9 protein-coding genes and 2 pseudogenes are annotated in these 13,516 nt (G+C 70.7%); 9 read left to right on the forward strand and 2 right to left on the reverse strand.

Going from position 1 to position 13,516, the window contains the following annotated elements; all coding sequences use genetic code 11:
- The 4 genes and pseudogenes from ACFXMF_RS33450 to ACFXMF_RS33465 all read left to right on the forward strand — a co-directional run.
- Nucleotides 1–404 (forward strand): annotated as a pseudogene (locus ACFXMF_RS33450) (hypothetical protein); the annotation flags it as partial.
- Nucleotides 401–1,693, forward strand: a complete 1,293-nt coding sequence (locus ACFXMF_RS33455) for a class I SAM-dependent methyltransferase (RefSeq protein ID WP_379991869.1) — start codon at nt 401–403, stop codon at nt 1,691–1,693. The pseudogene ACFXMF_RS33450 and the gene ACFXMF_RS33455, both read left to right, overlap by 4 nt.
- Complete coding sequence (locus tag ACFXMF_RS33460; RefSeq protein ID WP_379991868.1) at nt 1,683–3,065, forward strand: class I SAM-dependent methyltransferase; 1,383 nt, start codon at nt 1,683–1,685, stop codon at nt 3,063–3,065. The genes ACFXMF_RS33455 and ACFXMF_RS33460 overlap by 11 nt, the downstream gene beginning before the upstream one ends.
- Nucleotides 3,066–3,084: 19 nt before the next feature.
- Nucleotides 3,085–5,112 carry a condensation domain-containing protein gene (locus ACFXMF_RS33465; protein WP_379991867.1) on the forward strand — a complete coding sequence of 676 codons (2,028 nt, stop codon included), beginning with the start codon at nt 3,085–3,087 and terminating at the stop codon, nt 5,110–5,112.
- A gap of 70 nt (nt 5,113–5,182) precedes the next feature.
- On the opposite strand, the gene ACFXMF_RS33470 is transcribed toward ACFXMF_RS33465, so the two are convergent.
- A complete protein-coding gene (locus tag ACFXMF_RS33470) occupies nt 5,183–5,353 on the reverse strand; it encodes a hypothetical protein (RefSeq protein WP_380020934.1) in 171 nt (56 codons plus the stop codon).
- A gap of 220 nt (nt 5,354–5,573) precedes the next feature.
- On the opposite strand from ACFXMF_RS33470, the gene ACFXMF_RS33475 reads away from it, so the two are divergent.
- From ACFXMF_RS33475 to ACFXMF_RS33495, 5 genes are read left to right on the forward strand one after another with little or no spacing between them, the layout of a single operon-like run.
- Nucleotides 5,574–6,797, forward strand: coding sequence for an NAD(P)/FAD-dependent oxidoreductase (locus tag ACFXMF_RS33475; RefSeq protein ID WP_379988209.1), 1,224 nt, complete (start codon nt 5,574–5,576; stop codon nt 6,795–6,797).
- Complete coding sequence (locus ACFXMF_RS33480) at nt 6,769–8,235, forward strand: MFS transporter (RefSeq protein WP_379988211.1); 1,467 nt, start codon at nt 6,769–6,771, stop codon at nt 8,233–8,235. The genes ACFXMF_RS33475 and ACFXMF_RS33480 overlap by 29 nt, the downstream gene beginning before the upstream one ends.
- Before the next feature lie 26 nt (nt 8,236–8,261).
- Entirely contained in the window at nt 8,262–9,590 is a 1,329-nt protein-coding gene (locus tag ACFXMF_RS33485) for a M14 family zinc carboxypeptidase (protein WP_379988212.1), read from the forward strand.
- Nucleotides 9,587–10,603 (forward strand): dipeptidase, encoded by a 1,017-nt coding sequence (locus tag ACFXMF_RS33490; RefSeq protein ID WP_379988214.1) that lies wholly within the window; start codon nt 9,587–9,589, stop codon nt 10,601–10,603. The genes ACFXMF_RS33485 and ACFXMF_RS33490 overlap by 4 nt, the downstream gene beginning before the upstream one ends.
- Nucleotides 10,600–12,252: a CocE/NonD family hydrolase gene (locus ACFXMF_RS33495; RefSeq protein ID WP_379988215.1), complete on the forward strand. Its 1,653-nt coding sequence runs from the start codon at nt 10,600–10,602 to the stop codon at nt 12,250–12,252. Before ACFXMF_RS33490 ends, ACFXMF_RS33495 begins: the two co-directional genes overlap by 4 nt.
- A 251-nt stretch (nt 12,253–12,503) precedes the next feature.
- On the opposite strand, the pseudogene ACFXMF_RS33500 reads toward ACFXMF_RS33495, so the two are convergent.
- A pseudogene (locus ACFXMF_RS33500) lies at nt 12,504–13,333 on the reverse strand (IS5 family transposase); the annotation flags it as partial.
- Between the last annotated feature and the right edge of the window lie 183 nt (nt 13,334–13,516).

Below are 13,516 nucleotides of genomic sequence, written 5' to 3' on the forward strand. Positions count from 1 at the left end.
GCCTGCGCCCACGGGTGGCCCTGGCCCGGGCCCTGGCCGCCCGCCCGGACATCCTGCTCGCCGACGAGATCACCTCGGCACTGGACGCCGAAACCGCCGCCGCGCTGCTCGACCTGGTCGACGGCCTGCGTACGGACGGACTCGCGGTGTTGATGGCCACCCACGACCCCGACATCGCGGCCCGCGCCGACCGTGTCCTGCGCCTGACCGGGGGCGCGCTCGTCGAGGACACCCCGGATCGGCACGCCCCGATCGACGCACGCGATGCGCCGGACACACCCGACTCGCCGGACACACCGACGGCACCCGAGCCCGGTGCTCTTCCCGACCGTCCCGGCCCCGACCGACCCGGCCCCGACCGTCCCGGCCCCGACAGTCCCCACCGACCCGAAGGAGATACATGAGCCACGACCGAGACGACCTCCTGCCCGAACTGCTTGCACACCCCTGGGTCGCCGACGCCCGCCGCGCACCCGACGGCGGGCTGATCGTCGTACCGCACCCGGAGGCCCTGGCCGTGCGGCCCGCTCCCGGGGGCCTGCTTCGCGAGTTCCTGGAGCACTGGAGCGACGTCTACGACTGGGTGTACGACCGGACCGGCGGCCCCGAACACCCCGCCGACGCCGACCTGTCGGGATGGCTCGCGTCGGACACCGGACTGCCGCTGCCCGCCGCGCACATGGCGGACTGGCGCGACACCACCACCGCCCTCGCGCTGTCCTGCCGGCCCACCCGGGTCCTGGAACCCGGATGCGGGAGCGGGATGTTCGTGCACGCGCTCGGGGCCCGGGTCGCCGCGTACGTGGGTACCGACGTATCCGCCACGGCCGTGCAACGGCTGCGCGCCCAAAACCTCGCGCACGCCACGATCGTGCCGGCCGGCGCGCACGAGATGCGTTCCCCGACGGTGACCCGGGTGTTGACGGCGGCGTTCGGTCCGGACCCGCAGCCGGACCTGATACTGCTCAACTCGGTCACGCAGTGCTTCCCCGGCCTGGCCTACCTGCGGGCCGTGCTGCACGACGCGATCGCACTGTCGGCCCCGGGCGGAACGGTACTGGTCGGCGACATCCGGCACGCCGGCCTCCTCGATCACTACTCCCGCTGGGTCGAGCGGGCCGGGGACCCGGACGCCGCGCCCGACGAGATCCGCCGTCGGGCCGCCGAACGCGCCGCACACGAGGAGGAGATGTTGCTCGACCCGCGTGCGCTCGCCCGGGCCGCGACCGGGACCGGTCGTCGCGTCGAACTCTCGGTACGGGCCCGCACGATGGCCGCCGACACCGAACTCACCCGCTACCGCTACGATGTCCTGCTGCGCGTCGACGCGGCGCCGGGCCCGCCGCCGACCCACCCGGAACCGTCCGTTCCCAACGCCCTGTTGATCGACCACCCCGACGCCCGCACCCCGCACGGCCTGCACGTCGAGGCCGCCATGCGCGACGCCGTCGTACTGGTCGACCCGGACGACCCCACCCGACTGGTCGTCGCCGGCCCGGACAGCGCCCGCTTTCGGCCCGTCGAGGAACTCGCCGAGGGCACCGGACTCGCCCATGAGCCCCTGGACGCCTTCATCGCCCGGCGCCTGCCGGAAATCCTGCGCGACCACCTGCGCACCCGGTCGCCCGGGAGCCCGCTGCCCCGCCTGTCCGTGGCACCACCCACCGCCCGCGAGGCCGCCCGTGTGCGCTGACACCGACCTGATCCGGGTACGCGAAGTACTCGAAGGGCTCCCGGAGGTCGCCGCCGCCGAGGTGTTCCGGACGGCCTACGGCCCGACCGCCGTCGCCGCACTGGTCCGCGGCCACCACCCACCCGACCCGACCACCCCGGGAACACCGCCCCCGAGCCCGCGCTACACCGGCCCCGACGTGGCGCCCGCCATTGCCGCACTGGACCGGGCCGCGGTCCTGGCGATGGCCCACACGCTGCACGGGGCGGGCCTGTTCACGTCCGGCGCCACGCACACCGCGAGCGCGATCTGCGACCGACTGCGCGCCCCCGAACGCCACCGCTGGATCATCCGCCGCTGGCTGGCCGCGCTGACCGAACACGGTCTGCTCGCGAACACCCCGGAGCCGCATCGATACGGTCCGCTGCGCGCCGTCCCGCGAGCCGAACTCGGCGCCGCCATGGCCGGGTTGGACAGCGCCCGACGCGCATTGGGCTACCCGCCGACGATGGGCCGCTTCCTGCAGACCACCCTGCGCGCCCTGCCCGCGCTGGTCAACGAGCAACGCACCGTACAGTCCGCCCTGTTCGAGGGTGGAGCCACCGACACCGCGACCGGCAACTACCGGGACAACGTGATCAGCCGACACCTCAACGCCGTCACCGCGGCCGCCGTCGCGCACGCCGCACGCAGCGGTGCGGGTCGACCACGCGTCCTGGAGATCGGCGCGGGCGTCGGCGCCACCACGGAGCGCGTCCTGCATGAACTCGGCCCGGTCGACTACCTCTTCACCGACGTATCGAGCTTCTTCCTGGAGGCGGCCCGACGACGCTTCGCCGCACACCCGGGCCTGCGCTACGCGCTCGTCGACGTCAACGCACCGGTGTCGTCCCGGCTCGCGGCCGAACCACCCTTCAGGGTGATCCTCGCCGCCAATGTGCTGCACAACGCCCGACACGCCACCCGCACCCTCGCCCTGTTGCGCGAACTCCTGGCCCCCGACGGCACCTTGGTCTTCCTGGAGTCGTGCCGCGAGCATGCCGTGCTGTCCACCGGGATGCAGTTTCTGATGTCGGCGCGCGCCGACGATCCCGCTCCCGGCTTCGCCGACTTCCGGGCCGGCCGGGATCGGGTCTTCCCGACCGTCGCGGAATGGGTCGGCGCCCTGCACGCGGCGGGATTCGACCACGTCGCCGTGGCCCCGGGACCGACCGAGCCCCTGGCCGCCGCAGGGCAACACGTGTTCACCGCCCGTCGCCGCGAACCCGCGCGGCCGCGCCCCGATCCGGCCGCGATCGGGGCCGCCGCCGCCGACCTGCTGCCCGCCGCGCTCGCCCCGATCGAAGTACATGCCGTCGACGCCCTCGCCCCGACCATCGCGGCCACCGCATGACGCCGCCCCGGAGGAACCCGTGCCCACCACCCCCGACGCCACGCACCCGCCCGTGCCCACCACCCCCGACCGGGAAGCCCCGATCGACGCGCCGGCCCTGGTCCGCCGGATCTGGGCGGACATCCTGGACATACCCGAGGCCGACATCGGCCCCGACGACACGTTCCTGTCGCTGGGCGGCGACTCGATCCTCGCCGTGCGTACCGCGGCCCTGGTGCGTCGCCGGGCGGGAGCCGCACTGGCGCTGTCGGACGTGCGGGTGGATCACACGCTCGCGGAGTTCGCCGGCGCCGTCGCCGCGCGGGCACACCCCTCGGGTACCTCGATCCTCCCGGACCTGGAGGTGACACCGCGGCCGGACCCACTCGCGGCCTTCCCGCTGCTGCCGTTGCAGCAGGGCTACTTCGTCGGCCAGCAGGACGCCTGGGAGTTGTCCTACGCGTCCGCCCACCACTACCTCGATTTCGCGCTGCACGACGTGGACGCGGACGAGGCGCCCGAGGCGCTGCGCGACGCCCTGCAACGGCTGACCGGCCATCAACCCATGTTGCGCGCCCGGATCACCGCCGACGGCCGACAACACATCCTCGACCCCGACGACCCGGATGCGATCGTGGCACCGACCGTGTACGACTGGCGCGACGCGAACCCGGCCGAAGCCCGCGCGCGGGTCGACGAGTTGCGCGAGCGCATGCGCCACCGCGGCCCCGATCCGCAGACCGGGCCCGGCATCGACGTGCGGTTGAGCCTGCTGCCGGGCGGGCGGGCCCGGATACACTCGGCGACCAGCCTGCTCCTGATCGACGGCTGGTCCTCGGGGCTGTTCTACCGGGACCTGCTGGCCTTCGCCGCCGACTGGAACGCCGTACCGGCGCCGCTGGACGTGGACTTCGGCGACTACGCGACCGCGCTGGCCGCCCTGCCGACGACCCCGAGGTGGATCGCCGACCGCGACTGGTGGTGGGCACGGTTGCCGCAGTTGCCGGCACCCCCCGCGCTGCCGCTGGTGGTGGAACCGGACGCGGTGGCCGAACCGGTGATGACCGGCCGCGAGTTGCGCCTGTCGCCGTCCCGTTGGCGATCCCTCCAGGAGTTGTGCCGCGCGCACGGGGTGACCCCGTCGTCCGCCACGCTGGCCGCCTACACCGTGGCCCTCGCCCGGATGGCCGGCCATCGGCGTTTCCTGGTGGGCAGCCTGCAACTGGGTCGGCTGCCGCTGCACCCCGACGTACACCGGATGATCGGGGCCTTCTCCACCACCGTTCCGCTCGCGATCGAACTCGACGAGCGCACCACGCTCGCCGAGGCCGCCCGGTCGACGGGCGAGCACCTGGGCCGGGCACTCGCCCACAATCTGGTGTCCGGGGTCGAGATCGGCCGCGAACTGGCCCGCAGGCGCGGCACCACCCGCCCGGTGGCACCGGTGGTGTTCCAGAGCACGCTCGGTGTCGACGCCGCGATGGGCAGCGCGGTTCCCGAGGACGCCGGTCCGCTGGGCACGGTGGACCTGGGGGACCACCATCAGGAACTGCGAACCCCGCAGGTCGCGCTGGAGGCCCGCCTGTACGAGGCCCGCGACGAACTGGTGATCGCGATGTCCGCCGTCGAGGAACTCTTCGACCCCGCCGAGCTGGACGCGCTCTTCGCCCATTTCACCGGCCTGGTCGCGGCCCTCGCCGAGCCCGAGGGCTGGCGGGTCGAACACACCCTGCCGCAGCCGCTCGACCCCGTCGAGGACCCGGCCGCGCCACGCCTGCACGCGCACGCGCGGGTGGTGCCGCGGGCGGCGGGCGGCGCCCCACGCGACGACCTCGAACAGGCCGTCACGCACGCCTGGCGCACGGTGCTGGGGCTGCCCGAGCACGAGGCGATCGACCGGGCGGCGGACTTCTTCGCTATGGGCGGCGACTCGTTGCTGGCCGTACGCATGCTCGCCACGCTCGCCCGCACCGGCGTGGGCCGGGTGGCGCCCCGCGCCTTCCTGACCGCGCCGACCGTGGCAGCGCTCGCGGAGGCGATCCGCCGGGATGCGCCGGCCCGAGCCTGACGCCCACGCGCACCCGGGCCGGGCGGAAGCGTTCCGCCCGGCCCGGGTGCGGGTGACGCCGACCTACCGGCTACAGGCCGGCGTCCGCCCGGAACAGTTCCTGGTCGGCCCACACCGCGGCGCGCGCACCGTCCGCCGCGCCGGTCACCACGAACGTCAGCGGATCCGGCAGCGCCTCCAGCCGGGCCATGTCGCCCGCGGCGAAGACGCCTGCCACGGAGGTGCGTTGGAACTCGTCCACCCGCACACATCGCGGCAACCTCGAGCAGAACCTCGCGCACGGCGTCGATCGCACGACGCATCGGCACCCGGCGTCGGACGTCCTCCGCGCTCGGTACCTCCTCTGACGTGGTCGTCATCGTTTCTCCTCTCGTCGTGGACCCGCTAAGGCTTGACACCTGAGGTGTAAGGTATTACACCTATCGGCAACGCCAAGTGAGGTGAGAATGGGTTCGAATCAAGTGGACGTCGCCATCGTGGGCGGCGGGGTCATCGGCAGCGCGGCCGCCTACTACCTCGCACGTTCCGGTGCCGACGTCGTGGTGGTGGACCCGGCTCCGGGGCGTGGTGCGTCGGCGGGGAACGCCGGCCTCGTCGTGCCGAGCTACAGCCTGCCCATGTCCAACCCCGGTGTTCTGCTGGCAGGGGTCCGGTCGTTGTGGGGCGCCGATCCGGCCGCCACCCTGAGTCGTCCGCTGTCTCTGCGCACCTTGCTGTGGCTCGGGCGCTTCACAGTGGCTTCCCGGCCGGGACGCGCTATGCGCGATGCGCGACGGCTTGGTGAACTCGCCGCCGCGAGTATGAGGCTCTACGACGATCTCCTCAACGACCTCGAAGTGTGCTCGCATTCGTCCGGGTTCCTGCACGTTGCCCGCGATCCGGCGATCTGGCAGGCCGAACGGAAGGCCGCTTCGCGGCTGGCGGGGTTGGGAATCCGGCATGAGGTGCTCGATGCCGCCGCCCTCGCGAACGCCGAACCGGGGATAGCCGACGGATTCGCCGGCGCTGTTCGATTCCCCGACGATCGAGCCCTCGACCCCGCAGCCGTGACGAACGCGGTCCTGGCGGCCGCCGTGAGGAGTGGCGCGGTCGTGCGCACCGACCGTGTGGTGGGGGTCCGGATGCGGGATCGTCGGGCGGACGCGATCGAAACCACCGGAGGACCTGTTCGTGCCAGGGCCTTCGTGCTCGCCGCCGGCGCGGACAGTGCCGCAGTCGGGCGGCTGTTCGGCCTCCGGCTGAAGGTCGAAGCCGGTTACGGCTGGAGCCTGACGCTTCCCGCTCCGAATCGGCTGCACGACCACGCACTGATGTGCGCGGACGACCACGTGATCCTCACTTCCACACCCGGCCGGCTCCGCCTCACCGGCGGCATGGAATTCGGTGGGCCGCCGGGGGCACCCAAGGCGGAAGCCATCGCGAGGCTTCGCGCCGTGGCCGAACGCGCGCTACCCGCAGTGCGTCGGATCACCGCGGACGGAACCGCATGGCGCGGCGCGCGCCCCATGACCCCGAGCGGGTTGCCCGTGATCCGTCGCTTCGGGGGCGACTCGGGCAACGTCGTCGTAGCCACCGGCCACGGCACGCTCGGTCTGACCCTCGCCCCGGCCACCGGCCGGATCGTCGCGCGGCTTCTGGCGCCCACGCAGAAAGGCAGTGTCGGTACGTCGTCCCGTTTTCTGTGACCTTCCCACCGGAGGTTCTGCCATGACCGCTCCTTCTCCTTCGCCTTCTCCTGCCCGTGCCCGGCTCGTTCTCGCCGTCTTGGTCCTCGGTATTTTCGCTTACCAAGCACTGGAAACCATGCTGGCTCCCGCGTTGCCACTCATCCAGCAGGCCGTCGGCGCCTCGACCCCGGCGATCGCGTGGGTGTTCACCGGTGTCCTGCTCGCCGGGGCGGTCGCCGCTCCGGTCATCTGCCGACTGGCCGACATCCGCGACAAGCGCCGGGTCCTGCTCGCGGTACTGGCCATCGTCTGCGCCGGCACGCTGGTCGCCGCACTGGCGACGTCGGTCTGGGTCCTGACCGTCGGCCAGCTTCTGCAAGGAGCCGGACTGGGACTGATTCCGCTGGCCATCGGGATGATCCGTGACACCCAGTCGCCCGAGCGGGTGAAGTCCGCGAACGGCCTGATCATCGGGGTCGCGGCGTTGTCGACGGCCGTCGGACTCCTCGCAGCCGGGCCGATCGTGGCGAGGATGCCCTACACATGGCTCTTCTGGCTGCCTTTCGTACTCCTCGTCATCACGTTCGCCGTCGCGTGGTTCGTCGTCCCGCCGTGCCCGCCGGGCGAAACAGGCAGGGTCGACTTCACCGGTGCGGTGTTGCTCGGCGGTGGTCTCGCCGCCCTGCTCGTGGCGATCACCGGAAGATCGAGGTGGGGCTGGGTATCTCTTGAGGTCCTGGGTCTCACCGCGGCTTCCCTCGTCCTGCTCGCCGTGTTCGTCGCGGTCGAACTGCGGACCGAGAAGCCTCTGGTCGACCTGCGAATGCTCGCCGGAAGGTCGGTGATGCTGGTCTCTGCCGTGTCGTTCGCGGTCGGCTTCAGCAGTTTCGCGGTCTTCGTGCTGGTCCCGATGTTGGTCCAGCTTCCGGCCGAAACCGGGTACGGTCTTGGCGCAACGGCCACCCTGACAGGTCTTTGCCTGGTGCCTCTCGGGCTGGTCGGGACCCTCGCCGCCCCGCTGACCGGACGGCTTGAGCGCCGGATCGGCTCCAGGGCGGTGATGGTGCTGGGAACCGGGGCCCTCGCCGGGGCCAGCGCCGTGCTCCTCGGCGCGGGCGAGCCGTGGGTGATCTTCGTGGCGACCGCCGTTGCCGGCGCCGGTACCGGCTTCGGCATGACTCAGGCGATGAACATCGTGGTCGCCACGGTCCCGGCTGAACGGACCGCGAGCCTCACCGGCGTGATCTTCGTGATCAAGGCCGTCGGCGGTGCGCTGGGTGCTCAAGTCGGCGCGAGCGTTCTCGCCGCGGGAGGCACGCCGATCCCGAGCTGGGGCGATTTCCGGACCGCGTTCCTTCTCAGTGCGGCGATCGGCCTGGTCGCCGTCGTGCTGAGCTGGGCACTACCGGCGAAGGTCAACAGGACGGCTCAGGACGACGTCGTCCTGGCCGGCTGAAATACAACGCAATGGATAGGAGACCCATGATTCCCGACGACATCACGCGGTACCTCACGACGATCCCGGACTGGGCCGAGATCCCCACCGTCGACGGCCTGATCGGCGACCTCGAAACGCTGGCGGCCTCGAACGGGGACCTGTGCCGATGGCGGCGTTACGGGACGAGCCGTCTCGGTGATCCGCTCCGTGTCCTGTCGATCGGGCACGGTGAGCGGAACGTCCTGATCCTGGGTGGCCCGCACGCGAACGAGCCGTTCGGCGCTCTGACGGTCAGCCATCTGTCCCGGCTCGTGACCGAGCACGCCGAACTGCGCGACGACCTGACGTGGCATTTCCTGCCCTGGGCCAACCCCGATGCCGCCAGGATGAACGAAGGGTGGTTCGCCGGCCCACGTTCCATTCGGGACTATCACGAGTACTTGTACCGCCCGGCGCCGGTGGACGACGTCGACTACACCTTCCCCAACCTCTCCGAGAATGGTTACTACGACCGGCCGTTGCCGGAAACCCAAGCGGTGATGCGGATCCTGGAAGACCTGCGTCCGGTGTTCCAGTACTCGCTGCACAACTGCGATTTCGGTGGCGTCTTCTACCTCCTCGACCATGACGTACCGGGGCTCGCCGAGGATCTGCTGGCGTTCACCGGCCAGAGTGCCGTGCCCCTTGCGATGGACTCCGTCGTCGTGACGGGGCTCGACAGCCCCGGCAAGGGGGTCTACCTCTTCCCGCCCGCGGAGCTGATCGATGGCGGGATCGCCGAACTCGGCGGAACCAGCGGGCACTGGGCCGCCCGGTACGGGACCACCACCCTGGTCGCCGAGATTCCGATGTGGAACGACCCGCGTGCGGCGGACGAAACCGATTCCGGCCGGACGCTAGGCGAGGTGTTCGGTCAGGCGGCCACGGAGGTGGCCGAATCATCGGACCTGCTCGCCGACCTGATGGCAACGGTCCGCCCAGCGCTGCGCAGCGGATCACCCCTCACGGCCTCGGTCGAGTCACTGGCCCGGCTCGGCCCCTCGTTGGCGCAAGGAATGCGGGCCGCGGCCGAAGCGATGGACGAGCGGCCCGCCGCGGTCGGCGAAGCCTTCGTCGGCGCGATAACCCCGATCATGATCCGGATGCGCGGTCTCGGGCAGCTGCGACGGCTGCTGCGGGCCGAACTCGCCACCGGTAACCACGCACCGGCCCTCCGGGCGACCGTCCGGAAAGCCGACGAGTTGTTCGACCGGGCCTGCCACACCGCGGGCACGGTATCGGAGGGGAATCCCTTTCCGCTGCGGGACGTGGTCGCCGTCCAGGTGGGCGCCGGGCTGGTCGCCCTGCGGAGGATTCTGCAGGAGGCGGAGTGACCGGCTTCCATGACGAGGTGATCGTCGGTGACGCCCACAACGATCTCCTAGTGCTCGTCGCACGCCGTCCACGAGAGGTCTGGGCTTCCTACTTCCGCGAGCGCTGGTATCCGCAGCTGCGGGACGGCGGGATCGACATCCAGGTTCTGCCTGTGTTCATCGACGACGAGTTCCGGCCCGAGGGCGCGCTGCGGGAGACGTTGCGGATGATCGAGGCCGCGCACCGGCTGGCCGAGGGCAATGCCGATGTCGTCGCCCTGTGCCGGACGGGCGACGAGGTCTCCGCGGCGGTTGCGTCCGGTCGCATCGCGCTGGTGCCGGCGTTGGAAGGCTGTCCCCAGGTGGACGACGACATCGAACTCTTCCAGACCCTGCACCGGCTCGGTGTACGGATGGCATCCTTCACCCACTACGGGCGCACCATGCTCGCCGACGGCTCGGCCGAGAACGCCACCGGGGGCAGGCTCACCCGCGCCGGGGTCGAAGCGGTCGGCCTGCTGGAAGAACTCGGGCTGCTGATCGACGTCTCGCACGTCGGCAGGGCGAGTGTCGAGCACATCCTCGAGCTGGCCACCAAACCGGTGATCGCCACCCATTCCTGTGCCGACGCGGTATACCCGCATCACCGCAACCTCACCGACGAGCAGGTGCGCGGGATTGCGGCGACCGGCGGGATCGTCTGTGTCAACTTCTTCGCCGGCTTCCTCACCGATGCGAAACCCACGATCGAGCACCTGGTGGAGCACATCGCTCACGTGATCGCCATCGCGGGAGAAGACCATGTCGGCCTCGGCAGTGACTTCGTCGCCGAGTTGTTCGACGAGAAGATCCCCACCTGCGACCGGCCTCTCATGATCGAAGGCGTCGACGCCGAGACCTTGGTACCCGGCCTCGAAGGACCTGCCGGCATGCCGCTGGTCACCGAGGCACTCGTCAGGCACGGCATGCCCGAGCCCGTCGTGGCCAAGATCGTCGGCGGGAACCTGTTCCGAGTGCTCAGGGAGCTCACGTGAAAAACCTGTACAACCTGACGGTCCCGCTGCGTGACGGCGTTACTCTCGCGGCCGACCGTTACGGGCCGGCCGGTGACACCCCGGCGCCTGCGATCGTTCTCGGCACGCCCTATGGCAAGAACGACCCGAGGCGGCCCGCGCAGACAAAACTCCTGGCGGCGCGGGGCTACGCGGTCGTGATCTACGATGTCCGCGGCCGCGGCGATTCGGACGGCGTGTTCGAGCCGTACCGGAACGAAGGCCCGGATGGCTATGACGTGATCGAGTGGGTGGCCGCTCAGGACTGGTGCGATGGCAACGTCGCGAGCTGGGGTGGTTCCTACTCCGGCCACACCCAATGGCTGACCGCGCTGGAGAAGCCGCCGCATCTGCGCGCGATCGTCGCCTACGCGACACCCTCGGATCCTTTCGTGGACTTCCCGACCGGAACCCGGGTTCCGCAGGAGGTCTGCTGGTACCGGATGGTCGACCGTCGCGCCATGCAGAACGTGGCCGGATTCGATTGGGGCGCCGTCTACAGCCATCTCCCGCTGTACACCATGGACGAGGCCGCCGGGTTCGTCAGCGCCAACTGGCGGGCGGACATCGGACATGCCCCTGGCGACACCGAGTACTGGGCCCCGCTCGTCTACCAGACGAAACTGTCCGAAGTGGACGTACCGGCGCTGCACGTCACCGGCTGGTACGACGACGTCCAACCGGGAACGCTGCGGAACTTCGCGGCGATGATCGCGAAGGCACCCACGGAGGCGACGCGGCGCGCGCAACGATTGGTGATGGGCCCCTGGGGGCACGACGCCGGCCGCGCGGGCGGCCGGAAGATCGGTGACGTCGACTTCGGTGACCACGCCGAGGACGTCGATGTGACCGAACTCGAGGTGCGGTTCCTGGATCACCATCTGCGGGGTGTCGACAACGGCGTGGACCGGGAAGCACGAGCACGGTTGTTCCTGATGGGACGCGGGGAATGGCGCGACGCCGATGAATGGCCGCTGTCGGAAACCGTGTGGACGTCGCTGTACCTGCACAGCGCGGGTGACGCCAACACCCGTGGCGGCGGCGGGCGATTGACCCCTGAGGCCCCGGCGTCGGAGGAGCCGGCGGACACCTACCGGTACGACCCGGCCGATCCGGTGCCGTTCCTCACCGAGCCGACGTCGATGCAGATCGGCGGCCCCGACGATTACGCCGAGGTCGAAGATCGTGACGATGTCCTCGTCTACCTCGGACCGCCGCTCGGGGAGCCGCTGACGGTAATCGGTCCGGTCCGCGCCGAGCTGTTCGTCGGCAGCGATGCCCCCGACACCGACTTCACCGCGAAGCTCGTCGACGTCGGACCCGACGGTGTGCGGCGCCGCCTCTGCGACGGGATCGTCCGCGCACGCTACCGGGAGGGCTTCGCCACGGAGCTCGCTCTGCGGCCGGGCGAGGTGTATCGCATCGAGATCGACATGTGGAGCACCGCGCACGAGTTCGCCGTCACGCACCGGGTCGGACTGGAGATCTCGTCGAGTGCCTTCCCGAAGTACGACCGGAACCAGAACACCGGCGGATCGATCGTCCACGGCACCGAACTGCGGGTGGCGCACAACGAAATCCGGCACAGCCCGGCGCATCCCTCCCGCCTGATCCTGCCGGTGATCCCCTGACCGGTCGGTCTTCGGCGCCTGGCAATGAGCCCGACGTGGCCTGCCTGCCGACGTGCGGGGCCGACGGTTTCCAGGACACCCCGGGTCACCTCCGGAGGCGGGTCGCAGACCTTGTAGGAGAGGCTGTCGTAGTCGCGCCGCCAATCCACCGGGCCGCGGCGGAGCCGGCGTGGATCTCCGCGAACACCCTGCCCGCCACCACCGTCAGAGGACGTCTCGCTCGCCTGAGTGATAGTTGATGGATTGTGACAGGTTATGGTGCTTTCGCCGGTTGCCCGCTTCGCGAGATTGGAAATCATGACGAGGCGGATCATGCTTTCGGAGTGCTCGGGGCTGATCTCGTAGTCGCGGGCCGGCCGGCGGTGCATCATGATCCAGCCGAAGCTGCGCTCGACCACCCACCTCCGGGGAACGACCGGGAAGCCCTTGACCGGTGGGTTTCCCGGAACGACGTCGACGTCGATGCCAAGCTTCGCTCCGTGTTCGACGGCCTGGGTCTTGCAGCAGGTGTCGACCCGGGCCTTGGTGATCGTGGAGTGGATGGCGGCGAGTCGTGTGAGGAGTTGCTTTCCGGCGTCGTTGTCCGAGACGCCCGCGGCGGTGACCGTGACGAGCAGGAGAAGGCCCGGGGTGTCGACGACGATGCTGCGCTTGCGGCCGACGATCCTCTTCGCCGCGTCGACGCCCTGGGTCGCGGTGGGCACGCCGGGAGCGGTCTTGATGCTCTGCGCGTCGATCACGCAGGCGGTCGGCCCGGCCGGCCGGCCTTCCTTCTCGCGGATCAGGCGGTGGAGTCGGACGCCGAGCCGCTCGATCGTGCCGTCCGCCGTCCGGGCGCCGAAGGGGGCGAACACGGTGGTGTGGCGCGGGAAGTCGTGCGGAAGGTAGCGCCAGGCATCCCGGTCCGGTTCACGTACGGGATCGCGTTCATGATCTCCCGCAGGTCGGAGATCCTGCCGCCGAGGCCGAGCGAAGTCTTCTGCCGTTCGGCCCGCCACGCGGTCGGGACCGGCTCCACCAGTGCCCAGCGGGCGTCGGACAAATCACGTGGAGAGGCTTTGCGCTGCGGCGAGTTCGTCATAACTCCACTGGTACATAAGGGAGTTGGAGTCCGCCATCGCTCGTCCGAGTGAACCGCCACGGACAATCCGCGACCCTGCTGCACCGCGGAGCCGAGATCGCACTGCTGCGCGACCTCTGTCACGCACGATCCCGCGGAGCCCCGGCAGCGGTGATGACCCGCCTGCCCGAGGAAGGCGGCTCC

The organism is Embleya sp. NPDC059213 (assembly GCF_042754445.1).
In the GTDB taxonomy this organism is placed as follows: domain Bacteria; phylum Actinomycetota; class Actinomycetes; order Streptomycetales; family Streptomycetaceae; genus Embleya.